Here is a 25,198-nt window from a genome sequence, read left to right as displayed (position 1 = left end):
TATTGTGTAAAAGCCGGAACAATCAAGCTTGATATTAGCCTAAAAAATATACGGCATTCTATCCGACTTACACCTTAAACACTATATTTTTCAGTGTATTACCCTTTGCTGTTAATACTATTTTGGATATGAGTTTCGATTTGACGAATGATTAGCATGGTGATTAAACCCATAAATAACCAATAATGTAGGCTGCCTCCTCCAGATGAAGGGGGAGTTGTTTGTACAGATGCGACTACCGTCACATTAACGTTATCAGAGCTAGACAAGCCAAAATCATCTGTGATGGTAAGTGAAAACTCCAATGTGCCTGCTGCACTTGGCGCGGTAAAACTAGCCATTGGGCTATCGGCGTTATTGATTGTGACGTTAGTACCCGCAATTTGCTGCCATAGGTAGCTAAGTGGTTGATCTTCTGGGTCGGTTCCACTTCCAGAAAGTGTGACGATTTGTCTCGTGTTCACTTGCGAATTGTCACCGGCTAATGCTAGCGGTGCCTGATTAGACTCATCGTCGTTGATGATTATATTTAGAGTTGATTGATTGCCAAGTACGTTTGAATCATTTGCTGTGAGTGTTAATACAAGTGATTCCTCGGTTTCCGTTTCGTTATCGTTGATTATTGAGAGCTCGATGAATTTGTCTGCATTATCGCCGTCTAACCATTCAAGTGTGCCACTAGCCGTATTGACATCTTCGCCAAGTATCGCTGTACCCGAGCTAACTAAATACGTAACAGTTAAAGCGCCATCACTGCCGCCTTGACGGGTTACTGCTATGTGCACTATGCCATCGGTTTCTTTGATTTTTACTTCATTTGTGGCAAACACTATTTGCCCTTGTTGCAGCGCATCGATGATATTGATAGTGGCAATGTTTGGATTGACTAAAGTCGCACCATTTTTAGGATCAAATAGCCGTATGAAAAGGCTTTCATTGACTTCATCTAAGGCATCGTTGTTGGTTTGGATTTCAATGCTCTGGGGTTGCGTGTCGTTGGTTGTCCATTGTAATTCGCCACTTGTTAAAACAAAGTCCTCAACGTTTGCTGAGCCCGGTATTATTTCGTAGCTGACAGTACTGGTACCATTACCCGTTTTAGTCACGACTAGGTTGACGCTTTGGCCTTCGTTTACATTAACTTGTGTGGTTTCGAAGGCGATATTACCAATATCGTTAGCTAAAGTTTGATCTTCAATAATGTATAAACCGCTGTTGATGTCGCTGACTAAAATATTGCCACTTGGCAAAAACGGATAGACTCCCCAAGCGCCATTAAAACCAGAATTGTTAGACACTGGGTAAGTATCAAAGAAACCTACTTCAACTGGGGTCGCAGGATCTGTGATATCGAGCACAGTTACCCCACGTTCGTAGTTGGACATATAATAACGATTGCCCCGCACAAATCCGTTGTGATCTATGGCCCGAGTATTACCTGTCCATGTACTCACTAGCGTTGGATTACTTAAACTGCTGATATCAAAAATATTTAAGGTGGTATTAAGAGCATGTCTTTTTTCGTCAAGTTCGTCGTGTACGATGACATATTGTTTGTCTTCGCTATACCAACCCGAATGAGTATATTCGACATTAGGGTAAGAGCTCGAACCTAATTCTATTGCCTGGTTTTTATCAGTGTGGTCCCAGATTCTAAGAGAGTCTTCGTTAAAATCTAGTACAACTAAACAGTCGCTATTTTCAGCTTGAACACAATCGGTTTGAGCACGAGTATCGTTAATCGTAAGTGATGTTGCATCGTGAGTATAGTCACTCCGAACACCTGAAGAATTGGTGTAGGCATGACCTAATGTTTCAGGATCAGATAATGCGTAGGAACGAAAAGAACCGCCAAAACTGTTGGAGCCTAAAATGTGCACCATAGGTTCTTGTCCTGCCAAAGCAATGTTTAACCCGTAATCCACATTGCTGATGTATATATTGTGTGCGGAGCTGTATGTAGATTGGCGCTTTACTAATGAAATACCATTTTCTAAATAGTTTAAGTCAATGTGAGTCAAAGACTCATCAGCCTCACTGGTAGAATAAGCATAGGCCTGCCATCTCAAGCTAGATGTATCAAAGTACTGATACACTTTTATATCTCTCCATGCGGTAGGTAAACCAGCGATGCTGCCTATTATTTGAGGGGAGGCTGGAGTGGTTACATCTACTACTGTTACGCCATTATTGAGCCCTATAATGGCGTATTCTTTATTTGTATTGAGATCAACATGGCCCCAAATATCACTGGCGGAAGCAGGGTTGTTGGGGAAGTCAGCTAATGGGATATGCGCCAGTAACGACATGTTGTTGCAGGCAAAGCCAGCGGCACTGCCATCAACACATGTGCTATTAGCTTGTTTTTGTTGCATCAACTGCAGTTGTGAAGTGTTTAGGCCTTTACCTTGTATATTTAACTTCGATAGGCCTTTTGTGTCACGTATAACATGAAAGCCTTGTTGACTTAGTTGTTCGGCATATTCGGCAGGTACACCGGAAACTGAGGTTAAATAGGTATCGGGGTTTTGTTGCTGGTATTGTTCTACTTGGTTAAACCCACCCAGAACAGGAACAATTAGACCAGTGATATACAGTAAGTCTTGTTCAGACTTAATAGTATATTGTCCTTGCGCCACCAAAATAGTATCACCCTTATTTGCCTTTTGTGCTGCGTAAGTTACTGTTTTACAAGGGCGAAATCTGTTGTCGCAGTTACCTAGATCTTCTCCGTTGTAGGCAACAAAACGTGCTTTGTCATGTTCTGCATGCGCCTTAACGCCTTGACTGTACCCTATGGCCAGTATCATTATGATGCCAATTAAACACCGCATGGAAATTACCTATTACACTATGAAGTCTGTTAATATCTTACCTTTTAGACCTGATATATCAAATTTTTTACCCAATAAAAGGTTAAAAAAAGTTTTTACGTTTTTTGTATTTAGTTGTTTCGTGCTGCTCAATAGTAGTTGCTCTAGATTAAATGAAGTAGAAGGTTTAAAGGTTGAGATATGGCAAAATGGAAGCCCCATTAATTGCAACGCCTTTGAGCGTAATCAGCAGGTGTGGTCTATCCAGCGACTCGCTTTTTTTATTAGTGATGTTAGATTATCGAGTGAAAATACCGAGCATCAAGTACAGTTAAGTTCAACACCTTGGCAAACAGATGATGTGGTGTTGATTCAGCCTCATTTCGCTGACTGTGGCACAAAGTCAGAGGGCGGGGATGAAATATCACAAGACGAATTAGCTATTTTAGGATCTCTCAAAACCAATAATTACCTGCAATTTTTAGTGCCAGTTGATATAGAAACATCTGAACAACTTTCGTTTACCCTTGCCGTGCCATTTGCGTTAAATCATCAAAATCCTTTATTACAGCCTTCGCCATTAAACCTGCCAAGTATGTTTTGGTCGTGGCGTTCTGGTCACAAATTTTTTCGATTAGATATGCAAGGCCCTAACAAACACTGGGTATTTCATTTAGGCAGCGTAGGCTGTAGTGCTGTTTCGACTATGCGTGCTCCTAATGAGGAATGTGTTCAGCCAAATAGGATCAATTTTCAGTTGGATAAAAAGCGTGATGGAACAAAACTGGTTATGCATCTAGACAGACTTATAGCTAATACATCGATGCAAAAAAGTGATTCTTGTTTGTTTCATTCAGGTCAAGAAAGTTGCTCAGTTTTAATGTCTAACTTAAAAACACAAGATGTATTTGAGTGGCTGTGAACATGATCGCAATTGGCTGGGTAAAAGTGAGTGTTTGTTTCATACTGAGCAGTTTGTTGGTGGCTTGTACACCGGTGACACCGCCACATACTGAATATGACTGGAAATTACCGAAAGGGTTTCCAAGTCCTTTAGTGCCTGAAGATAACCCTATGACCACCGCTAAAGTTGTTTTGGGAAAAACGTTATTTTTTGATACTGACCTGTCTTTTAACCAATCGACTTCTTGTGCTAGCTGCCATCAACCCAAGTTTTCTTTTTCTGAACCTAAAAAAACAGCGGTAGGTTCAACTGGTCAAAAACATAGACGTAATAGTCAGTCCTTAGTGAATGTGGCCTACAACAGTAATTTGACCTGGGCTCATTCAGGGCTAAATACAATTGAACAGCAAATTCTTATTCCAATGTTTTCTGAAGACCCAATTGAGTTGGGTATTACCGGACATGAAAATGAAGTGTTACTACGATTTGAAAAACAACATTATGCACAGCTATTTAAAGATGCTTTTGAGGACAGTCAAGCTAGTTACGACAAAATAGTCAAAGCACTGGCTAGTTATGTCAGAAGTTTAACCAGTTTTGCATCACCATTTGATGAGTATGCCTATCAAAATAAAGATGGTGCTATGACCGATGCGGCAAAAAGAGGTATGGAGTTGTTCTTCTCCGAAAAATTTGAGTGTTTTCATTGTCATGGAGGATTCAATTTTACTCAGTCCAGTCAACATGAAAATCAAAGGTTAGATTTACGTCCATTCCATAACACGGGTTTATACAACGTTGATAATATGGGGGCTTATCCTCTTTCAGACCAAGGATTGATTGAAGTCACGCTACAAAATACTGATATGGGTAAGTTCAGAGCGCCTACTTTACGTAATGTAGAGGTGAGCGCTCCCTATATGCATGATGGTAGTTTGGCCACATTAGACGACGTGATAGAATTTTATGCAGCGGGGGGCAGAGGGCAAGGTATAAATAATCCTTTAAAAAGCCCTTTTTTAACTGGTTTCGAGCTGCAACTAGCACAAAAACAAGATCTCATCGAATTTTTACAAAGCTTAACTGATCATCAGTTTTTAAATTCGAATTTGAATTATCCACCTGTATCTCACTGATGCTATAAAAACTAAGGGGTGCAAGGGCAAAAGAACTTTGGTATCTTCTTAAAAACTTAGACTAATTAATTTAGCGCATTTTTATGGGAGAGCAAAATGACGGAGAAGCCCTTTTTAGTAAGTGGTCGTAATACTTTAATTCATAAGATACGAAAATTGGATTTATTGGTTGTCAACGGTGAGGATCATCCACCCATTGTTGTCACACATAAAGGCATTAAGGAATATACTGGTAATGTGCCAGAAAATAAGCGCGAAGCGAAAGCGCAAGATTTAGAATTGGTAGATCTCACCAGTATTGACGTATTTGGTGAGGAAAAAACGCTGTTATTTGTGCAAACTATTAATGGCAAGGAATATAAAGTGGACTACAGCAAACGTGGAACGCCATTGTTTATTAAAATCCATCAGGAAAATGCCTTTTAGGTTCGACTAACGAGTCGTAAATTTTTTTGTAAATAGCCCTGATTCCAGGGCTTTTTTATATCTAAGCCATTTTAAAATTGAATTTCAGTACTTAGATACACCAATCCAAATGTAAGCAAATACCTACAAATACGATTAACCCACCATTCTCTGCGATAGTTTATCGCTGAGAATAGTGGGTTGGTCGCTTAATCGCATTTAGCCGTGCTTAGCCTTTTTTATGCCTCATTAAATCATCTTGAACTCTACATTAAGCTTGAACTTGCAATCATGCAGAACTTTACAAACTCAAGGTGAAATATCATGAAAAAAATTATTATCGGTAGTTTATTAACAGCAGGCATTCTTTTAGCTGGCAGCGCACAAGCTAATTCCATTGATAAAAATGTCGAGGCTCATTTGGTTAAAATATGTGAGGCTATTAAAAGTGACAGCAAATATAAAGTGAACCGTGCGATTAAAAACAGTGGCATAAAAGCTAAAACAGTGAGTGAAGGTTTAGTCTGTAATGGCTATGATCCAGTGACTTTTGCAATGGTAAACAACGCACAAAATACAGCTAAATATATGGCTCGTAAAAGTGGAGTAGATTACGAAGCTCTATTAGCTAAATTATAGAAGGGTAATATGATCTCCCAAAGTGAGTGCATTTAAACCTTTATTATATTTTTGTTTGGATCGCTCACTTACTATTAATCTTTTGTCACTTAGGCAGCCTATTTTTTTATGTTAACTCCATTTTAAAACACTGAAAATCTCATCCCTAATTAATGCGCTTTTAGACACACTGTGCGTCATATTCGTCCCTAAGCCAGCCTCCCAATTGAACTTTTTGATAGTTTGAATTATCGCCAAGCTGCACCCGCAGTAAATCGATCATTTATAACTAAAAATACATATCAGGGAGTTTTCCATGGGAAAAATCACATTTAAGAAAAGTTTTGCGGCAATTGCAGTGTCGACCATATTAGGGATGACTTCAGCATCGGCTGAAGATATTAAAGGAACAATAGCAGTTGTCAGCGGTAACCCTACTGATTTAACGGTAAAGGCTGTTAATCAAGCAACAGGTACAACGCGTACTGTGGAGCTTAATGTGGACGGAAGTTACCGTTTAGCAAAACTTCCATCAGGTCAATATGACGTCACTGTTGCAAAAGGTAACACTGTACTTGCACAAGAAGTGGTAAGAGTTTCACTTGGTAAAAATACAATCACTAACTTTGAAGTTTCGGCTATGTCTTCCAATTTAGAAGTCATTCAAGTTGTTGGTTCATCAATGCAAACTATTGATTTAGGATCTTCAGATTCAGGGCTAACTATTGGTGAAATGGAAATTGACGTTATGCCAATCGCTCGTAATTTAACGTCTGTAGCTTTATTAGGTCCAGGTGTTGTTCGAGGGGATACTACTTTTGGGAATACTGCTTCATTTGGCGGTTCATCTGTTGCAGAAAATGTTTGTTATATTAATGGCATGGAAGTGACCAACACACGAAACGGTTTGGGTTGTGGTGAACTACCATTTGAATTCTACAAAGAATTTCAAGTAAAAACAGGTGGTTATTCGGCGCGTTACGGTAGAGCTACCGGTGGTACTGTGAATGCGACTGCAAAAAGTGGTACTAATGAATGGGAATTTGCAGCTACTGGTACTATTACCCCTGACGCTTGGAGAAGTGATAACGAGCAGTTATCACGTGCAAATGATGGTACTGGTGTCGGTTACCGTAATGATGGCATTAATGAACAAGATGACAAAGAAATTACTTTATCGGTTGGCGGTCCAATCATTAAAGACACATTATTTTTCTATGCGATTGTAAACCCCAAGGACAGCTCACGTACATATGGATGGCAGCCGTCATTTTGGGATCACTACCTAGCAAACAACCAAATTCGCGATCGTGAAAGTCAGAATGATGTCTTTTGGGGCGCGACTTTAGATTGGGATATCAGTGAAGATCATCGTTTAAGTTACTTTGGGTATTCAAATAAAACAGAATCTATAGAAACTATATACGCTTATGGCGATGTTTTGACAGGTGAAAGAGGCGATAGAATAGGTGCTAACAAACGATTACGTGGTGGTGAAACCCATAGTATTAGCTATACGGGTTATATTACCGATGATTTAATTGTTACTGCTTTGGCCGGCCAAATTGAAGCTGACTATGAGACCAGCCCTACAGAAACTATTTGTCCTACTGTTAGTGATGCACGCACACCTGCTCCTGCTAATCCAGCTGTAAGTTGCGGCCAAGGTGGCACTTTCGGTGAAAACCAAGATAAAAACACACAATATTCATTAGATATAGAATATGCATTTGGTGACCACACTATAACTGCAGGTTACGAGTTCCAAAAGCGTGATACTACGCGAGTATCCTTACCCTCAGGTGGTCATAACTATACATATTATACCTTAGCTGCCGGTGGTGAAATTCAGGGGGATAATGGAGTGTTATTCTCAAACGACTCTGGTGTTACTCAAGATTATGTACGTGATCGTATATTTGCTGGTGGTGGTGGTTTCTCAAGTGATATTCAAGCCTATTTCGTTGAAGATAAATGGGAAGCAACGGATGACTTAACCTTGAGTATTGGTTTCCGGGTTGATGATTTTGAGAATGTTGGGGTGACGGGTAATGTACTCACATCGTTCACTACCGATGTTGCGCCGCGTTTAGGCGTAACTTGGGATCCTACTGGCAACGGTGATAGTAAAATATTTGCCACTGCTGGTCAGTATTATTTACCTATTGCTAATAATACTATTTTCCGTGCCGCTTCAGGTGTTGATGATAGAACAACGCACTATGAATTTACCGGAGTTAACGCTGCCGATGGATCGCCTACAGGCGCAGTGCCAGTGAATGGTACAGAAGCCAACTCGCAAGTAGTTAATTCAACGCCACAACCTCCAACAAAAGAAACGTTCCAAGCAGCAGAAGCGGATCCGTTTTCTAAAATTGAATATATAGTCGGTTATGAAGGCATGATAAATGATGAGTATTCTATTTTGGTTAAAGGTACTTATCGTTATGTTGATTCGGCACTCGATGACTACTGTGGTGCTTATGCAAATGCTTATTGTATGATGCTTAATCCAGGTAGTGATTCGTCAGTATTTATTGATGCTCATAGTGATGGTTTTGCTGATTCTAGTACAATTACAACGTTTGACAATGCTACCCAGATCCAATTACCTAAAGGTATCAACAAATACTATGGTTTAGAATCTACAGTTAGATACCAAGGTGAAAACTTGACCTGGTCCTCTAGTTATACATGGTCTCATAGTTACGGAAACTTTGAAGGTGCAGTTAAGTCGGATAACGGTCAGCAAGATGCTGGTTTAACAACTGATTTCGATTTCCCTGCTTTGATGGATGGTGCCTACGGTAACTTACCTAATGATCGTCGCCATGTATTTAAGTTTTTCGGTAACTATAATGTGACTGAAGATTTAGTCATTGGTTGGAACTCAACATTAGCAAGTGGTCGTCCTCGTGGCCTACAAGGTGGTAGTTACTGGACATCAGATTCAGATTTATACGGTAGCTACGGTGATACTTACTATATTACTCAAGATGATGGAACAATTGACTACTTCCCACGTGGTAGTAACGGTACAACATCTTGGACATTCAATGTTGATTTATCTGCTAACTATGACTTTGAAATAAATGGCGTTGAAATGAAAGCTTCGTTAGACATTTTCAATATACTAGATAATAGCCAAGCTACTACTATCGTTGATAATTACGAAGGAATTGGTTGGGCTGCAGGTGAACGCAATCAATTTTATGGTGCCGCTAAAACTTGGCAGACTCCAAGACATGTAACTTTAGGCCTAGAAGTTAGGTTCTAGAAACAATTGTCAGGTTCAGTCAAATAAATATAAACCCCGCATAGCGGGGTTTTTTGTTTTTGCGCAGCGAAGCTGGTAAACCCAATAGACTTAAAGAAGCCATAGTAAAATAGAAATAAATCGACTAATTATTACAAGATGTTTCAGGAATAATAAATGGTGAAGTTCATCCCATGATCTGAATGATTCATCACATTTGGGTATTAAATCAAACAGATGGATTTACACTATGAGTGTCGGAGTAGTGACCCGATGAATATATGTTTTTACTAGATTTTTAAAACATGTATTGTTTCCTGGATTAAGCAAGGGCTGCCGCTACAAAGCGCAGCCCTTTCTTTTTGTCTGAATATTGGTTAATTGTTGGGAAATTAAACTAACTAAAATAGTTTGTTACAGCTTGGCGCCATTTATCCTAGATCCCCGCACTTGGTCGCAGAAAAGTCCGTTGTTTATCCCCCAGCTTGTATATTTTATACCACACCAATTCAGAATTGAAATGTATGCACCACTGCATAGTAATAGATGATGAATCCTTAGCCAGGGAAAGAATATCGAGCTTTGTAAATGAACAAGATAACTGGCACGTTTCTGGGCAATCTGGCGAGTATAAAGAAGCAGAAAATTTACTACTAAAACATCGACCAGATGTGTGTTTCATGGATATCAACATTATTGGAGGCAGCGGGATTGAATTGGCAAGCAAGCTTGCTACAAGCCTCGATTGTCATTGGGTGTTTACCACCGCCTCTAGTGAATACGCGCTTCAAGCCTTTGATCTCGCTGCTACGGATTACTTGCTCAAGCCATTTGAAAACATGTGGCTGGCCAATGTTTTACAAAAAGTGGCAAGACTCAAACGGCAGACTATTAAACCGTGTAAAAACGTATTAGCGGTGAAATCAGTAGGGGCCGTTGAGTTTGTGAACGTGGAGGACATTATCTGGATAAAAGGTTCGGCCAATTATGTAGAGCTGCACTGTGCGAACCGTATGTTATTGCATAGAGAAACCTTGTCTAAATTAGAAATGCAGCTCAATCCAGAGAAGTTTATTCGTGTGCATCGTTCTGCGATGGTGAATGTGGGAAAAATTAATTCTTTGAGCAGTGAGTTGGGAAGGTTTTCGTTGTTACATTTAGACAATGGAGATGAAGTTAAAATCGGTCAGGGCCACAAAGCTTCGCTTTTCGAGTTTTTAGGATTGGATGCTTAGTGTATGCATATTGAGTTGATTGTGTAGGTGAAAGATACAGCAGAAACATTTATAGCCAACAAAGACAAACCTTCGTTTTGGCTTTTGCACAGTTTGGGCTGGATGACCTATGTGTTTATCTTCACCATAGACAATGTGTTTTTCTATCGCGACATTAATAAAATAGGCTTTGAGGTATTTTTCCCCTTAGTTTTAGCTGGAATTTTCGCAGCGCTTCTGACCTGGCCGTTAAGGTATATTTATCGTCAATGCTGGGGATTACCTTCTGGTTGGTTAATTGCAGCAATTATGCTTTGTAGTCTTTTAGTATCAGGTATTTGGACACCCGCAAAAAATCTCGCCATGTGGTATTTTTACGAAGGTTTTGATGTTTTTTCACTTATTGCTGGTAACCCATCTCAACCCTTCAAATGGTATATGCTTTTTATGTCAGTTAGTTATGCGTTTTTTATGATTTTTGTTTGGAGCACCTTGTACTTTGGGATCAATTATCATTTTCGCTTGATAAATGAGAAGAAGTTACATTTAGAGGCTGTTCGTCTATCCCATATATCGCAAATTAAGATGTTGCGATATCAGATTAATCCTCACTTTCTATTTAACACGCTAAATGCGGTCTCAACCTTGGTATTAAGAGGCAGTAAAGATAAAGCCAATGGTATGTTGATTAGGTTGTCTACTTTTTTGCGTTTCTCACTAGATAATGATCCTGAAAAAAAGATCCGTTTATATGAAGAGCTAAAAGCGCTGATGTTATATTTGGAAATTGAAAAAACACGTTTTGAAGACAGGCTAACAGTAGAATTTGAAATTGATCCACAAGCAGAAGCATTGCTTGTCCCCAGTTTGTTGTTGCAGCCTTTAGTCGAAAATTCGATCAAATATGCTATTGCACAGATGTCTAAAGGTGGGATTATCAAAGTGTCGGCTAACTGCCAACATGGTTATTTACATATGGAAGTGGTTGACAATGGACCTGTTCAAGATAACTTATATCTAGATATAAAGTCTGATGTTAAGGGCCAAACGGCATCTAGCCATACCGGAGTCGGAGTACAAAATATTGTCGACAGACTAAACGTTTTGTACCCTGACAATCATAACTTTAAGGTTAAGCGTGGTTTAACCGCAGGGTATTTTGTGAAAATTTCAATACCAATGGAGAATTCATGAGTCGTCAATTGACTGCCATTATTGTTGATGATGAGCGTTTGGCCAGAGAGGGGTTAATGCTGAGGTTGAATGACGACCCTAGATTCGATGTAGTTGCCCAATGTCCGTCCGCTAATGATGCGTTGGACGCTATTGATCTATTTCAGCCAGATATTGCTTTTGTGGATATCGAAATGCCAGGATTAAGCGGGCTTGAATTGGCAGAACTACTATCAAAAAACAGCACTCCTGTGCCTAAAGTGGTGTTCGTCACAGCCTTTAGAGAGTTTGCTCTGAATGCCTTTGAGTTTCAGGCTTTTGATTATTTACTTAAACCGTTTTCAGATGACAGGTTAGCCAGTTGTTTAAGTAAACTCGTTGATTCTTTTTTTGATAGTGATGTAGTGCTTCAGCATCTAAAGTTGGACGAGTTACTAAGCCGTAAAACAGGTAACTCAATTGATGGTTTTATCCGTAATCTGGAGGTTTCAAGTGGCGGCTCAATGAGCGAACTGCAGCGTTCGGTTTCGATCAAAAGTGGCTCTGAGTGGATTAGGGTCAGGCTTGATGATATTTCATGGATTGAGGCTGCCGGGGATTACATGTGTGTACATACATTGGAAGGCACGCACATTATACGTAAAACCCTCAAACAGTTTGAACAAGAATTAGACTCTAATCTTTTTCCTAGAGTGAATCGTTCAGCGATGATCAATATGAGTAAATTGAAAAAATTAACACCAAATTCTAACGGTGAATATGTTGCTCAGTTGATTTCGGGTGACAGTGTTAAAGTCAGCCGAAAATATAAATTTAAATTAGAAGAACTAAGAAAAAATAACGATTTTCAAGTCTAATTTAAATGCTCTAAATCCTGAGGTGTTTACTACTACTTCTTCTGTAAATATAAAAATGCAGTGACGATTGAGAGGGATAATAATTGAACTGAACAGCTAACCTGTCGTCAGAGACATTGAATAACTACTCAGTACACTTAAAATTAAGGAAAATAATGTCAATTAGTTTTGCATCAAAAATTCTTTTTGTCAGTTGTTTAGGTTTGTCTACTTTGGCAATCGCAGACACGTTAGAACAAGCTGTTTCTGCGCTTAAAGCAGGTCAAACAGAACAAGCCGCCGATTTGTTTAAACAACAAAAAAGTAACCCAGAAGCGATGTTTTATTTAGCTAAAATTTATATGCAGAGCGATTTAGATGAGGCAGAAGAGTGGATAGAAAAAACGCTAAAGAAACAGCCTGAAAATGCTGAAGCACACTATTTTCTTGGTAGGATAATGGGTGGCCAGGCGCAAAATTCTATTTTTTCAGCTTTGAGTTATGCTGGAAAATCGGTAGATGCCTTTACCCGGGCTGTAGAGTTGATGCCAGACTCAGTGCGCTATAGAAATGCACTAATGCAATTTCATATTCAGGCACCTAGTATTGCTGGTGGTGATATTGAAATCGCTAAACAGCAAGTAGTAGAGATACAACAGTTAGATGCAATTGCTGGATTGAAGGCGGAGATCGATTTTGCTTCGTCTCAGGATGATAATAAAAGTGTCGAACAATTATTGGCTGAGGCAAAACAGACTTACACGGACATACCAGATTTTTTCTTTAAAGCAGGCATGATTTATCAAAGGCAAGAAAACTATGAGCGAGCTATCGCAGAGCTGGCTCAAGCGGCAACTAAAACTGCTTTGACCGAAGACAGTATTAAAGCTAAATATAATGCTTTATATCAACTAGGCAAAACAGCCGTACTCAGTGGAAACAGCATCGAAAGTGGTATTCAATCTCTGAACGAATATATTGCTCAGGCACCCAATTTTGATGGTATGCCATCTAGACCATGGGCAGAGTTTCGCTTGGCAAACCTGTTAGTGCTCAATTCTCAACAGCCAGAAGCTAAATCGATCTATCTGCGTTTGGCAAAAAATGATGATAAAGAACTTGTTAAACAAGCTAAAAAAGCCTCAAAGAAAATTTAGTCGATGCTTTCAGTCGCAAAATTGACTCGCGCAAAGCCCTTGTGCGAGTTTTACCCAACGATTCAAACATAGATCTTAATCCAAGCTTGAATTCTGCTGTCATTACCTCAAGATCTATATTATATGTAACAGCTAGCTATTTATTGCGTACGCTTAACCCTCCCTAAGGAACAATATTGACCATTAAACTTGGCATAGTGATGGATCCCATCCAGTCCATCAACATCAAAAAAGATACCAGTTTTGCTATGTTGCTCGATGCACAAAACCGTGGTTATGAGTTGTTCTATATGGAAATGGGCGATTTGTATTTGCAAAATGGTAAACCCATGGCGCGTATGGCTAGTTTGGCTGTCGAGTCGAATGCAAACAAATGGTTTACTTTAGGTGATGAATTACATCAAAGTTTGGCTGAATTAGATGTGATTTTAATGCGTAAAGATCCCCCTGTGGATAATGAATTTATCTATGCCACTCATATGTTTGAATTAGCTGAACAAGCAGGCACCTTGATTGTGAATAAGGCACAAAGCCTAAGGGACTTTAATGAGAAGTTGTTTACCTCGTGGTTCCCTGATTTAGTTGCCGATACGCTTGTTACAAGTGATAGCAAACTAGTTAAAGAATTTCATCAAAAGCACAAAGATATAATTTGTAAACCCCTAGATGGAATGGGCGGCACCTCTATTTTTAGGATCAAGGAAGACGGTAATAACTTAGGTGTAGTGATAGAAACATTGACTGAGTTAGGTACGCGCTACGCCATGTTCCAGAAGTTTTTGCCGGAAATAAAAGACGGCGACAAACGTATCCTGATCGTTGATGGGCAAGTGGTGCCTTATGCGTTAGCAAGGTTACCTACCAAAGGTGAAAATCGTGGTAACTTGGCTGCGGGTGGCACTGGAAGACCACAACCTTTGTCTGAGTCTGATTTTAGGATTGCCGAAACTATTGCGCCACTGTTAGTTGAAAGAGGACTGATATTTGTGGGATTAGATGTAATTGGAGATAGAGTTACCGAAATCAATGTCACCAGCCCAACTTGTGTGCGAGAAATTGAAGCTGCATATGATGTGAATATTACCGGTATGTTATTTGATGCTATTGAGAGGCGTTTAGGTGAGAAACGTCTTGCTGCTGGCAAAGGAGCTTAATTTCTAAATGCAAAGTTTGCAGAATTATTTACTCATCGCCTCGCCAAGTATGGAGGACCCATACTTCGCCCGAACGGTTACCTATATTTGTGAGCACAACGAACACGGTGCCATGGGCTTGGTAATCAATCAGCCAGTAGGCATGAAGTTAAAGGAACTAGTTGAGCAGGTAGATGATAAGGCGAAGGTGATTGACGAAAAAGCTGAAGATATCATTTTGGCTGGTGGCCCGGTCAGTCAAGACCGTGGTTTTATTTTACACACCTCACAACCTGGTTGGAGTTCAAGTTTAAACATGACTCCACAAGTGATGGTAACTACTTCTAAAGACATCATATCGTCTTTAGGCAACAGCGATGCGCCAGAAAAATCACTGATTATGCTTGGTTATGCTGGTTGGACAGCAGGGCAACTAGAAGAAGAAATTCAAACCAATTCATGGTTAATGGTTGAAGCCGATACTGAAATTTTATTCGACACGCCTATCCATAAAAAATGGGAAACTGCTGTACAGCGCTTAGGCATAGATGTTTGGCAATTAGGCCCTGATGTAGGTCACGCTTAATGAAGTTTACTAAATGAGTAAACCAGGCGAACGAACCATTTTAGCTTTTGATTTCGGTACCAAAAGCATTGGTGTTGCTGTAGGGCAGGAGATAACCGGCACTGCTTCTCCACTTGATGCCCTCAAGGCTGTGGATGGTATTCCAAATTGGGATGTTGTGGCAAAGTTGTTTGCTGAATGGTCCCCGCAATTAGCAGTGGTAGGTTTACCTCTGAATATGGATGGAACCAGTCAACAAGTGACATTTTCTGCAAAAAAATTCGCTAACCGTCTTAACGCTAAATACAAAGTCGTAGTTGAAACTTGCGACGAACGATTAACCACAGTTGATGCTAAAGCTCGTTTGTTTGAACTCGGTGGCTTCAAAAAGCTTGATAAACAAAAAGTTGATAGTGTCTCGGCCTGCCTTATTTTTGAAAGTTGGATCGAAACACAATATTAAAAATTGGAGTCGAGTGAGGTTTCTATTTTTTTCCAGCTTCTAGTTGTTCTATTTCTGCCCATAATTTTTCTGCTTCAGCAGTAAGCATCGAGTAAGTTTTTATATCACCTTTGCGCTGCGCCAACATGGCATCTGTAGATTTTTGGTCATAGATTTTACGTAATTTTTTGATTGGGTCTGCTTTTAAAAAACCGAACATGTCATTCTCTATAAGTAATTTGTTTCTGCAATCTATTACTGCAATATAGCTTAAGTCGATCAGTTTTCTCTTAACTGCTACTCAATATAGTATGAGATAAATGACTAAATCACAGCATAACTATGAGATAACAATTAATAGATAGGGAGCAATCCTTTGCCTATCGACCAATTGTTATCAGTAATATGTTATTGATTAGATTATTCGGTTTTGTAACCTCGCCAGTGCAATTTTATCCCATGCATCACTGGTGTAACTCGCAACCAAGTTATTTTGCACGATATGCCAAAGTGTTGGGTCTAGTTCATGTAATCCAATAGCCTGCACATATTCCTGTGTGGCCACAATAAACTGATGATTATAGGGAAATAGATAAGTCTCTGGTTTTCCTTGGTGAAAAATCGCGGCCTCAGGATAATTACTAAACCAATAATTGAGTAAAGCGTTGCACCTATGATCATGCCAAAACGATCCCATGCTGGTCTGTTTATCCTGATTCAGGTCGTTGGCACTTAATATTTGATGTGCATGTTGCCAGTCGAGAAATCCTGACTCACAAGCTACAACTTGTTGGCAATGTTTGAGTTTTGGTTGGTATACAGATCCCTCTTGATAATATTTATAGTGTCTTTTCAAGCGTTGGGTTGCAGTGGGGTGGTTTTCTTTTACTGATTTAAGTAAAATTTTTGCTTGGATTTTAAGTTCATCTAAGGCTTTATTCACAATATTACTCCTAAGTAGTATTACCTTCCGTTAGGTTTACTTAATGGTGTAAATTGTTTTAAAAGCGATAAGTCGCATGAAAAAGCATGCAATATATGCAGAGTGAATTCATCTTTTACGGACAGGCATCTCCGAAATCCTAGTTAAATTCTCGCAATTGTTAAACTTTAAGTCAAGTTTGATTGTGAAAGCTGTCTTTTAAAATCTTTCAATTTTTACTCTGGTAAAAAGGTGGCTATAACGACCGTTACTGGTGTTAAACATGGCTACTTCTTGGTAAAATTATACGGTTATTAAACCCTTGATTAAAGGAAGTCTATGCCTGGGTTACACCGTATTATTCTGATTAATTGTCACCTCCCTGGTTTTGTTGAACTTGATGTATCGGGACACAGTAATATTTGTGGCACCAATGCGTCGGGTAAAACCACTTTACAACGTTTGATCCCGGTCTTTTATGGTGAATTACCCAGTAAAGTCGTGCCCAAAACCCGTAAGAAGTTTGATGACTTTTATTTGCCCCACGCCAATAGTTATCTGATTTATGAATACCAAAGGGAAGACGGTCAGAATTGCCAAGTTGTATTGACTCGTAAAGGCAGTGATGGCGTACAGTATCGCTTTGTTGAAGCGCCTTATCATCAAGAACAGATTTTAGTGGACGTGGAAAAGGGTAATGTACAAGCTATGTTACCCGAGCAGTGGATAAAACAACTGCGCCAGCTTGGTATCGATTTTTCTCATAAAATTCAAGCGACTAGTGAATTCCGTAATATTATTCAAAATGATGTCAGTTTAGGCCGAGGGGCAGGGCGTGAAAGTACTAAACTAAGGCAGCTAGCCAGTCGTTACAGTTTGGTGTCTAGCCAACATCGTATTAGGCATATAGAGAAGTTGGTCAGTGCGGTACATGCTAAAGAAGGCAAGATGGATACCTTGCGAACTATGTTGGCTGCCATTTTTGAAGAAGATGGTTTAGTTCAGCCTACTACCACAGTCAAGAATACCAAGGCTCGTGAGTGGATCACGCAGATGCGACAAACCATGCGTTTGCAAAAAATGCAGAATGAATATCAAAAAATTCAGGTGCAGTCGGAGAAACTGAATACCATTGAAAATCAGCTGTTACAGCTTAAGCCGATATTAGAAAAAGACTTACAGACCTTAGCGACTCAAAAGGCCGATGCCCAAGAGCAGCGTAGTAAAATTAAAAACCAACAAAACACTGAAAAAGAGTCTTTTGAACAAGCTGAAGGGGTGTTGAACAGCCGCGTCAGTGAAACCGCTGAAAACCTTAAAGCCAAATCGTCACGGTTAGACCATATTCAACAACAGTATGAAAACTATCAAGATTCTGATCTCGACCAATTACAGAAAGATATGGATGCCTTGCCCCTCAAACGTGAAGAATACGAGCAAAAGTTAGAACAATACAATTTGTTGATTGAGCAACATAAAGACTTACAAGGCCAGCTTGATCAGCAAAAGTTTAAGTTGTCTGAATCCTTAGAACGATTGTCCCGTAAAAATCAGGCGCAAGTAAAAGTCTTTAGCCAACAAAAAGAGACTGCGCGCAAAAATCAAAATGAAAAAGAAGTGGATTTACGGGGACAATTTGAACAACGTAAAGAGTCGCAAGCCAAAGAGTTTGATCAACAATTATTAGATGCAGAGCGCAGTATAGTGCGCTTTGAACATCAAGCTAAACAAGCGACACCTACCGAGCAAGAACTGGAAAATCAAACCTTAGCTGACAAACGTTTAGAGCTGGCTCAGCGAGCATGGCAACAGAGTTCAAGTGCTAAAAAACTGGCTGAAAATACCTATCAACAGCTGAGAAATAAACGCGAAGAAGCCGATAAAGTATTGGATCAAGCAAGACAAGCTTCTCGGCAAGCCAAAGAACGCCTGCAGCAGTTACATAAACAACTTTCACCGGAACAAGATAGCTTAAGGCAATTCCTCAGGGACCATAAACCCGGCTGGGAGCAGAGTATCGGTAAGTTGATTGATGAACCTTTACTTGATCGTAAAGATTTATCACCGCAACTCCTTGCAGACAATGATAACGCGCTAAGTAACAATTTATTGGGTGTACAGCTAGATATAACCATCATTGAAGCGCCGGATTATGCTCAAGATGAAACGACCTTAAGCATGTCGTTAGAGCATGCCAAAAAACACTTAGTGGCCGCCGAAAAACAACAAAAACAAGCTGAGTCTGAATTGGACGAATGTCATCGAGAGGCTGAGCTACAACGAGAAACCGTAGCCGAACAAAATCGAGCGTTTGAACAAGCAGAACAAGAGTCAGATTATGCGCGAAGTGCTAAACAACGTTTTGCCGATGAACTTAAATCTGTACTAGAGAAACGTAAGCAACAAGCCAAACAAACTTTGCAGCAGCATCTAGATGAAAAGCAGCAAGTATTATCGCAAAAACAAAGTGCTATCGATGTATTAAAATCTGATTTTGAAGAGCAACTTTTAGAATTTAAGACTGGCTGGCAAGATGAATTAGCTGTTTTAGATGACCAAATAGAAGAGCTTGAGCGCCAAGTTGATAACAAAAGACAGCAAAATCGCGATCAAATTAAACAGCTTGAAGATGCCTTTAACCAAGAATTGGCTAACAAGGATATTGACCCCATCACTCTGCGCGAACTTAAGCAGCAAATTGAGGTGTTAAAAAATCATCTTCAAGCGGTTACCGCTAGACGTGATGAACTAAACGAATATAAAACATTTGTTCAGACTGATTGGTTGAAGCAACGCCCAGAATTACTAGAACAAGAAGCTGAATTAAAAGCGCTTACTCAGCAGCTAGAACAACAACAAGCCACTTTAGGTAGTCAATACCAAACTAAACGAGTGGATTTATCGCAAACTTTATCAACAGTAGAGAAAAGTTTGTCTGGTTTTGCTGCTTTGATGACAGAAATTGAGCCTATGGTACGCCAACTTGGTCATATTATTTTTTCGTTTAAACCTGCAGAAGAGTCAACGATTAACCTAGGAGATCAGGCAGAACGAATCAATCGTTGTACAGAAGCACTAGAAAGCAGAAGTCGCGGTGAGAAAAAATTAAAAGAGTCATTATCCGAGTTTGAAGCCAATTTAGGTAAAGATGCCGGTAAAGATTTTCTGGATACTATGTTGCAAGCGTTTGCCGTGTTGGATGAAGATGCCAATGTGCGAGAACGTTTACCGATTTTGCAGCGTTTATTGAGTATTTTAGAATCTCGTCAGCGGCAAATAGTTGAGCAAGGGGAAACCATAGGCGGTGACTTAAATAAGTTCTTCACTGTTTTCAGTGATATTAACCGCAAAATTGCCCAGCAAAGTAAACGCCTGACCGACGAAGTGTCTGATGATTTATCCTTGGACGGTATTGCCCGTTCTGAAGTGAAGATAATATCTACGGTTGATGAGCTTAACTTTTGGGCGCCACTGAAACGTTTCGCTCAGCAATATAATAAGTGGAACACCTCAGACGACTTTTTGCCCAGCGAGGCCTATTTAGATAACTTGGCCGATGTGGTTGAGGTATTGCCGAATGATGCCAATTACAGCATTGAATCCTTGTTACGTTTGGAGTTACATCTGAATGAAGGTGGCTCAGATTTGGTGATTAAGAATGATAGGCAATTACTTGAATCTTCTAGTCACGGCATGGCTTATTTGATCTTGTGTAAATTCCTATTGGCCTTTACTCGACTACTACGCAATCAAGCCAACATTCATGTTCACTGGCCTATTGATGAAATTGGTACTTTGGCATATCACAATGTTGAAAAACTATTTAAGGCTTGTGATACCAATAACATTCACATTTTGGGCGCGTTTCCGAATCCGGAGTCTGATGTGTTGATGTTGTTTAAACATCGATATTTGATTGATAAACAAAAACAACAATTGGAAAAAATCGAACCTAAACTCAGTCGTATTGCCGAACGTTTGCAGCAAAATAACTCCTCGGCCACTGAATCTTCGCAGGTGAACGCATGATAGAACATGGCCCATTATTAGAACGCTTGTTGGAAGGTGAGTTTATTTGTGCGGTTACCGACGAACATAGTTTTCATAAACTACAAAATGACGAATTGGTGGATGACTTAAATCATTTCTTAAGGCCGCTAAATAGACGAGTGGCGAAGAACGATGATGGCTCGGTGTATTTTCTGGCTTATTGTGATTTGACTCCCAACGCCCGTCAGCATTTAAGCCATCAATTTACCCACACAGTGCAATCTTTGTTGCCTATGCTGGAATGGATGCAGTTGGTACAAGAAGCGTTAGGTCGCGATGGCGCGCTCAGCGCGGGTGACACTATTAAGTTACAAGACTTTGAGTCTAAGGTTGTAGATAACCAGTCTCTTATCCAGCGTTTGGCGCATCTTGCTAATGACAAAGTATTCAAATCAACCAGCGATAAAGCTGATATGCAAATTAAGCAGGTTTTTCGCAGGATCAAAGAGCTAGGTTATTTACATCAGCCGCACAAAGATAGACTGTTTTTTATTGTCACAGGTAAAGTTGAACAACTCATTGAGTTGGTACGTTTTATCAAAGACGAAGAAAACCTGCCGATTGATGACGAAACGCCTGAACAAGAGTCCATGTTTTGAGTCAGGTAAAGCAGAAAAAAAGCACTGCCCAAAGCAACCCTTTATTTGAGTTGGGTAAAGAACGCTTAGAACTTATTGGTAAACATGCTGATGCGTTAATGCAGGGGTACTTGGAAGGGCAGGTGAGCGAGTCGGTTTTTTCTCAGCAAGCGCTGCAAAAGCTGCTAGACAGCCGCGTGTTGTTCTATCCTGACGAGCAATCGTTAAGTTTACGACCAATCGTTAACGAATTGATTGCAAGTTTGACTCAAGATGAACGCAAACGGCAAATTAACTCTGATGTGGGCGAACACCTCGACCAAATTCAGACCCGGGTGCAGTCATTACAAGCAGCTAGGCAAAAAGGTGATTACGCAGCCAGTGAACATCACATACAACTGCTAACTGAGCGTGTTAACGACATGACAGGGCAATTTGGTGATGCAATTGAAAGCCTGTGGCATAGATTGAATACTGAATTTGGTTTTGTTAGTAGTTTAGATGACAAAATTTTAGAAATTGAACTGGCCCAGCGTCAACTTAGGCGAATACTAGACGGCTTTGGCATTATTAACTTTGACGATCTTATTCAACTAGCAGGCAGTGATGGCACTCTACGCAAGTTATTAGTCAGTCAACTGCAGGCCCGTATTTCTGAGCACTCTGGCTCATTGTTTCAAGTGCAAAAACGTTTGGTTTTGTTGATGGCCCGTTTTAGGCAACAACAAGATAGAGCCTTGTTAATAAACAGAATGAGTGCCTTTTTACGTCAACATCCTAATTTTCAAATAGGTGATTATCCGAATCGTAGTCAAGTGCCTGCGGTGATTAATCAGGCTCATAGTATCAACGCTAAGGCCTTTATCGCTTTAGACAGGGCACAAGATAGCTATGCGCTAGCAGAACTTGCCCGAGCAGTGCCCAGAGAGCAAGAGCAAGGTTCACAGTCAGAACAACAAACCCAAGGTTTTGCTGTAGCTGCACAGAATTTAGTCGCCACCGAGCAAAAGCAACTAGCAAAAGACGTAGAAGACTTTTTTATTCAAGTAATAGAAAGTCCACAAGCCTTAAGTGGTGTGGATTATTTAGCTGAACGAGAATTACTTTGGGAGCCAGAAATGTGGTTATTCCAAATTGTGGCTGAATACGAAGGCTTGCCTCAACAAAACAAACGAAGCTTTATGCTAGAAAAAGACAGTGCCCAGCAAAGTCGTTTTAACCAATTACACATTATTCAAGATGTGACTGTAGGCATGCGATTTTTTGGTGATTTTCAGGCGGCAGGTTAGGCTAAGTGATGATGTGTAGTTTGATTTAAAAGACTAAAAATCTGCACAAAAAAGCCAATGCTGATTACATTGGCTTTCTAAACAAACTTAGTGGTACAGAGGAGGTTAAGGCAGTGCTTTCATTGCATGCTTGAACTTGTCTTGACCTTTGACTACCCATGATGGTGTCGCATCTCCTTGCCCTGCAAAAGTTAAAGAAGAATGACGTTCAACCACGTCACACAACACCTCATATTGATTCGCATATACATCAACAAAAAATACGTGTTTACCTTGCTTCAACAAAGCTTGAAAACGCTTAAACTGGTAATTAGGTATTTGAATACCAACTAAGCCACCTTCCCAAGCACAAAAACCTAATACAATCACCGCCAAAAAACCTGAAGGAAGCCAACCCGCTGCTGTGGTATGCCATTGCATGGCATAAGTAAGGCCTAAAATAAGCGCTGCAGTAATAATACCCACTACGGCACCTAGTTGGGTAGAGTGAACCACATCTTGTTTGAGAACTGATTCAATGGCGTGTAGGTGATGTTTTTCTACTTCCGCATCATTCTCACTCAGTACATGGAGTTGCGGCGAACTGAGCCCGCTTTTTTCAAGTTCTCGTTCAACAGCTTCGAGGTCGTTTAGATCATCACTTAGATAATAATATCGTTGCATGTGTATATTCTCCTGACGCGTTAACTAATGAAGTGCTGATCAAAAATCAACCAGCTTTGAAAGTATAGCAGTGTTACAGGAATGTTAGTTATTATACGGGGAAGGTAAAAAAAGGGATAAATAGATATCTGATGATCGGGTGAAATTGGGTTAGCAACTGTACTAGTTCATCAATATAAATACTGTTTAAAAGGTGTAATTGAGTCCAACAGTTAAACGTTTATCACTACCGTCACGCTCTAGGGTATCTGACTTTCTATCTAACAATCTAAGGCCTACACTCAACTTTAACTGTCGGGTTAGGTTTCTTTTGAAGTCTAGGCTGTTAGTGACTATGGTATCTGCGTCTTCCAATTCACTACGTTGATTTTTAGCAACAGTAGATGCAAAGCTAATATTGGTTTTGCGGCTTAAGGCGTAGTTAAAATTAAAGCTAAGTCTACGATTAGTGTTTATTCGGTCAGACTCCAGGTACTCGGTTTGGCTGTAATTGGCATTGATAGATACTTTGATCTTGCGTTTGTCATAACCAATACTGGCGGTGCCTGTCTTTCGAAACAAAACCTCTTCAGTGATGTCCGTATCTATTTCGGTGGTCGCTCTAAACTCTTCACCTGCCTGCAACTGATAATCTAGGCTGTCTGGTTGAAAACAATCGGCTAGATCTGTCGATCCAAATTCACATACAAAAATGCCAGTTATAGTAGTGGTTGAAGCACCAAGACGAGAAAACGAGGTGACATCCTCTGAATATGTAACAGATGTTCTTAGTGATTTAAGTGAGTGCTTAAATCCCAAACGGTATGAATCGCCAAAAAAACGCTTACTATAATCAAAATTGAGTGCAGTTCTGGAGGTAAATGCCCAAGCTAGATCTAAGCCTACATAGTTGGTTTGTTTATCGCCTTCGTCAAGCTGATTATAGGTTAAAGATATAGTACGTTCATTGCTCGGATTCCACTTTAAACCTGCACCGTAGCTGCTGGTGTCAATATTAGAGCGAGATGAGAACTCTATATTACCAGAGTCGTATTCTTCTAAGCCTCCAGTGACGAAAAATTCAATTTTATTAACAATAGGAAAACCAAAATTAGCTTGCACTCTAGTTGACTTAAAATTTTGCAAATTAGAGCGGCTAGTATCGTTATACTGTGCGGAAACATCAAAATTCACACCTCGTACATTTTTACCTTGGTAGAGTTTGGCGACAACACCTAAATTATCGTTGTCTAAACCTAATGTACTTTCCTGAGAACGGTCAGATTTTGTTTGTGAATAGGTTCCTTGCAAGTTGAACCCTAAATATAGTGGGTTTGGAATTGAAAAACTCAGCTGTGCACTATTTCTAGTGGTTTTAGTTAAATCCTTTGAATCTAAAATTTTATCGCTAAAATAATTTTGTTGCTGACTGATATTTCGATAACCTTGGGTACCATTTAAAGACAGCGTCATTGCGTTTTCAATTAGTGTTAAAGTACTGGTATATTTGAAATCAGTGTAATTTTGACTTTGACTGTCAGTGGTAGTGCCGTTGACAGTATCAATGCTACTGTCACTATTTTTTTTCACTATGGAATGATTGGCGCTTAAAGATGCGGACAAGCGTCGACTAGAATAACTGCCAACAATAGATGGCTTTACAAGGATTGATTCACCTTGTGTTGCCTCCTCATCCCCAATTTGAGTTTCGTATATATAGCCTGATGTATTTACTGTTGCTTTAATATCAAGCTCTTGGCAAAAAACACTGAATGGCAGCATCACTAATAAAACAGCGACATACTTAGCGAGTTGTTTTTTTGAGGCCGATTGATTTGGATTAAGTAATGGCCGCAACAACACTAATTTTTTGCTCCATAATAGTAACCATAACCACCACCTTCTAAACTAACCTGTTCAGTTTTATTAACAACAAAACCTATGGCCATCTCTGGGTTTAAATGTTTTACAGCTTTCTCAACGTCAATCAACTTGGTTTTAAATTCTTCGGTAACAACTAATGCCTGGCCGGCCAAATTGGCTAAAATGGCCGTCTCGTTAATAC

General features: G+C 39.8%; 20 protein-coding genes and 1 pseudogene. 15 read left to right on the top strand and 6 right to left on the bottom strand.

Annotated features, from left to right (window positions below):
* Positions 1-98 precede the first annotated feature (98 nt).
* Positions 99-2,834 (bottom strand): choice-of-anchor B family protein, encoded by a 2,736-nt coding sequence (locus tag QZ488_RS03125; RefSeq protein ID WP_293746180.1) that lies wholly within the window; start codon positions 2,832-2,834, stop codon positions 99-101.
* Between QZ488_RS03125 and QZ488_RS03120 the strand changes: the two genes are divergently transcribed.
* The 12 genes from QZ488_RS03120 to ruvX all read left to right on the top strand — a co-directional run bounded on the left by QZ488_RS03120 (position 2,812) and on the right by ruvX (position 15,673).
* A complete protein-coding gene (locus QZ488_RS03120) occupies positions 2,812-3,735 on the top strand; it encodes an MbnP family copper-binding protein (RefSeq protein WP_293746179.1) in 924 nt (307 codons plus the stop codon). The genes QZ488_RS03125 and QZ488_RS03120 overlap by 23 nt on opposite strands.
* 2 nt (positions 3,736-3,737) lie before the next feature.
* Positions 3,738-4,853 (top strand): methanobactin export MATE transporter MbnM, encoded by a 1,116-nt coding sequence (locus tag QZ488_RS03115; RefSeq protein ID WP_293746232.1) that lies wholly within the window; start codon positions 3,738-3,740, stop codon positions 4,851-4,853.
* Between the two features lie 96 nt (positions 4,854-4,949).
* A complete protein-coding gene (locus tag QZ488_RS03110) occupies positions 4,950-5,279 on the top strand; it encodes a hypothetical protein (protein ID WP_293746178.1) in 330 nt (109 codons plus the stop codon).
* Positions 5,280-5,582: 303 nt separating this feature from the next.
* Positions 5,583-5,897 (top strand): DUF3718 domain-containing protein, encoded by a 315-nt coding sequence (locus tag QZ488_RS03105; protein WP_293746177.1) that lies wholly within the window; start codon positions 5,583-5,585, stop codon positions 5,895-5,897.
* A 295-nt stretch (positions 5,898-6,192) separates the two neighbouring features.
* The gene (locus QZ488_RS03100; protein ID WP_293746176.1) at positions 6,193-9,153 is read left to right on the top strand and encodes a TonB-dependent receptor; all 2,961 of its coding nucleotides are present in this window, start codon (positions 6,193-6,195) and stop codon (positions 9,151-9,153) included.
* A gap of 503 nt (positions 9,154-9,656) precedes the next feature.
* The gene (locus tag QZ488_RS03095) at positions 9,657-10,367 is read left to right on the top strand and encodes a LytTR family DNA-binding domain-containing protein (RefSeq protein ID WP_293746175.1); all 711 of its coding nucleotides are present in this window, start codon (positions 9,657-9,659) and stop codon (positions 10,365-10,367) included.
* Positions 10,368-10,394: 27 nt separating this feature from the next.
* Positions 10,395-11,540 carry a histidine kinase gene (locus tag QZ488_RS03090; RefSeq protein ID WP_293746174.1) on the top strand — a complete coding sequence of 382 codons (1,146 nt, stop codon included), beginning with the start codon at positions 10,395-10,397 and terminating at the stop codon, positions 11,538-11,540.
* Positions 11,537-12,376, top strand: coding sequence for a response regulator transcription factor (locus tag QZ488_RS03085; RefSeq protein WP_293746173.1), 840 nt, complete (start codon positions 11,537-11,539; stop codon positions 12,374-12,376). Before QZ488_RS03090 ends, QZ488_RS03085 begins: the two co-directional genes overlap by 4 nt.
* 155 nt (positions 12,377-12,531) lie before the next feature.
* Positions 12,532-13,512, top strand: a complete 981-nt coding sequence (locus QZ488_RS03080; protein ID WP_293746172.1) for a tetratricopeptide repeat protein — start codon at positions 12,532-12,534, stop codon at positions 13,510-13,512.
* 176 nt (positions 13,513-13,688) lie between these two features.
* Positions 13,689-14,666, top strand: coding sequence for a glutathione synthase (gene gshB, locus QZ488_RS03075; protein ID WP_293746171.1), 978 nt, complete (start codon positions 13,689-13,691; stop codon positions 14,664-14,666).
* Between the two features lie 7 nt (positions 14,667-14,673).
* The gene (locus QZ488_RS03070) at positions 14,674-15,231 is read left to right on the top strand and encodes a YqgE/AlgH family protein (RefSeq protein ID WP_293746170.1); all 558 of its coding nucleotides are present in this window, start codon (positions 14,674-14,676) and stop codon (positions 15,229-15,231) included.
* Positions 15,232-15,244: 13 nt separating this feature from the next.
* A complete protein-coding gene (ruvX, locus tag QZ488_RS03065) occupies positions 15,245-15,673 on the top strand; it encodes a Holliday junction resolvase RuvX (RefSeq protein WP_293746169.1) in 429 nt (142 codons plus the stop codon).
* A 22-nt stretch (positions 15,674-15,695) separates the two neighbouring features.
* Here the strand turns inward: ruvX and QZ488_RS03060 are convergent, their stop codons facing one another.
* Together QZ488_RS03060 and QZ488_RS03055 are read right to left on the bottom strand one after the other, a co-directional pair.
* Positions 15,696-15,872 carry a DUF6435 family protein gene (locus QZ488_RS03060; protein WP_293746168.1) on the bottom strand — a complete coding sequence of 59 codons (177 nt, stop codon included), beginning with the start codon at positions 15,870-15,872 and terminating at the stop codon, positions 15,696-15,698.
* Between the two features lie 195 nt (positions 15,873-16,067).
* The gene (locus tag QZ488_RS03055; RefSeq protein ID WP_293746167.1) at positions 16,068-16,595 is read right to left on the bottom strand and encodes a hypothetical protein; all 528 of its coding nucleotides are present in this window, start codon (positions 16,593-16,595) and stop codon (positions 16,068-16,070) included.
* A 318-nt stretch (positions 16,596-16,913) separates the two neighbouring features.
* Here QZ488_RS03055 and QZ488_RS03050 point away from each other — a divergent pair, with 318 nt between their 5' ends.
* From QZ488_RS03050 to QZ488_RS03040, 3 genes are read left to right on the top strand one after another with little or no spacing between them, the layout of a single operon-like run.
* A complete protein-coding gene (locus tag QZ488_RS03050) occupies positions 16,914-20,603 on the top strand; it encodes an ATP-binding protein (RefSeq protein WP_293746166.1) in 3,690 nt (1,229 codons plus the stop codon).
* Positions 20,600-21,223, top strand: coding sequence for a hypothetical protein (locus QZ488_RS03045; RefSeq protein WP_293746165.1), 624 nt, complete (start codon positions 20,600-20,602; stop codon positions 21,221-21,223). Before QZ488_RS03050 ends, QZ488_RS03045 begins: the two co-directional genes overlap by 4 nt.
* Entirely contained in the window at positions 21,220-22,491 is a 1,272-nt protein-coding gene (locus QZ488_RS03040; RefSeq protein WP_293746164.1) for a hypothetical protein, read from the top strand. Before QZ488_RS03045 ends, QZ488_RS03040 begins: the two co-directional genes overlap by 4 nt.
* Before the next feature lie 105 nt (positions 22,492-22,596).
* Here QZ488_RS03040 and QZ488_RS03035 read toward each other — a convergent pair whose 3' ends face one another.
* The 3 genes and pseudogenes from QZ488_RS03035 to QZ488_RS03025 all read right to left on the bottom strand — a co-directional run.
* Complete coding sequence (locus QZ488_RS03035; RefSeq protein ID WP_293746163.1) at positions 22,597-23,154, bottom strand: NAD/FAD-utilizing enzyme; 558 nt, start codon at positions 23,152-23,154, stop codon at positions 22,597-22,599.
* 186 nt (positions 23,155-23,340) lie between these two features.
* Positions 23,341-24,996 carry a TIGR03016 family PEP-CTERM system-associated outer membrane protein gene (locus tag QZ488_RS03030; protein ID WP_293746162.1) on the bottom strand — a complete coding sequence of 552 codons (1,656 nt, stop codon included), beginning with the start codon at positions 24,994-24,996 and terminating at the stop codon, positions 23,341-23,343.
* Positions 24,996-25,198, bottom strand: a pseudogene (locus QZ488_RS03025) (exopolysaccharide biosynthesis protein); the annotation flags it as partial. The pseudogene QZ488_RS03025 and the gene QZ488_RS03030, both read right to left, overlap by 1 nt.

Source organism: uncultured Paraglaciecola sp., from assembly GCF_913020055.1.
In the GTDB taxonomy this organism is placed as follows: domain Bacteria; phylum Pseudomonadota; class Gammaproteobacteria; order Enterobacterales; family Alteromonadaceae; genus Paraglaciecola.
The sequence above is the reverse complement of the archived record's forward strand: the minus strand, read 5'-3'. Positions and strand labels throughout refer to the sequence as shown.

Coding starts and splice junctions, on each gene's coding strand:
- QZ488_RS03120 (WP_293746179.1), top strand. CDS start 2,812: ATGATGCCAATTAAACACCGCATGGAAATTACCTATTACACTATGAAG.
- QZ488_RS03125 (WP_293746180.1), bottom strand. CDS start 2,834: ATGCGGTGTTTAATTGGCATCATAATGATACTGGCCATAGGGTACAGT.
- QZ488_RS03115 (WP_293746232.1), top strand. CDS start 3,738: ATGATCGCAATTGGCTGGGTAAAAGTGAGTGTTTGTTTCATACTGAGC.
- QZ488_RS03110 (WP_293746178.1), top strand. CDS start 4,950: ATGACGGAGAAGCCCTTTTTAGTAAGTGGTCGTAATACTTTAATTCAT.
- QZ488_RS03105 (WP_293746177.1), top strand. CDS start 5,583: ATGAAAAAAATTATTATCGGTAGTTTATTAACAGCAGGCATTCTTTTA.
- QZ488_RS03100 (WP_293746176.1), top strand. CDS start 6,193: ATGGGAAAAATCACATTTAAGAAAAGTTTTGCGGCAATTGCAGTGTCG.
- QZ488_RS03095 (WP_293746175.1), top strand. CDS start 9,657: ATGCACCACTGCATAGTAATAGATGATGAATCCTTAGCCAGGGAAAGA.
- QZ488_RS03085 (WP_293746173.1), top strand. CDS start 11,537: ATGAGTCGTCAATTGACTGCCATTATTGTTGATGATGAGCGTTTGGCC.
- QZ488_RS03080 (WP_293746172.1), top strand. CDS start 12,532: ATGTCAATTAGTTTTGCATCAAAAATTCTTTTTGTCAGTTGTTTAGGT.
- QZ488_RS03070 (WP_293746170.1), top strand. CDS start 14,674: ATGCAAAGTTTGCAGAATTATTTACTCATCGCCTCGCCAAGTATGGAG.
- ruvX (WP_293746169.1), top strand. CDS start 15,245: ATGAGTAAACCAGGCGAACGAACCATTTTAGCTTTTGATTTCGGTACC.
- QZ488_RS03060 (WP_293746168.1), bottom strand. CDS start 15,872: ATGTTCGGTTTTTTAAAAGCAGACCCAATCAAAAAATTACGTAAAATC.
- QZ488_RS03050 (WP_293746166.1), top strand. CDS start 16,914: ATGCCTGGGTTACACCGTATTATTCTGATTAATTGTCACCTCCCTGGT.
- QZ488_RS03045 (WP_293746165.1), top strand. CDS start 20,600: ATGATAGAACATGGCCCATTATTAGAACGCTTGTTGGAAGGTGAGTTT.
- QZ488_RS03035 (WP_293746163.1), bottom strand. CDS start 23,154: ATGCAACGATATTATTATCTAAGTGATGATCTAAACGACCTCGAAGCT.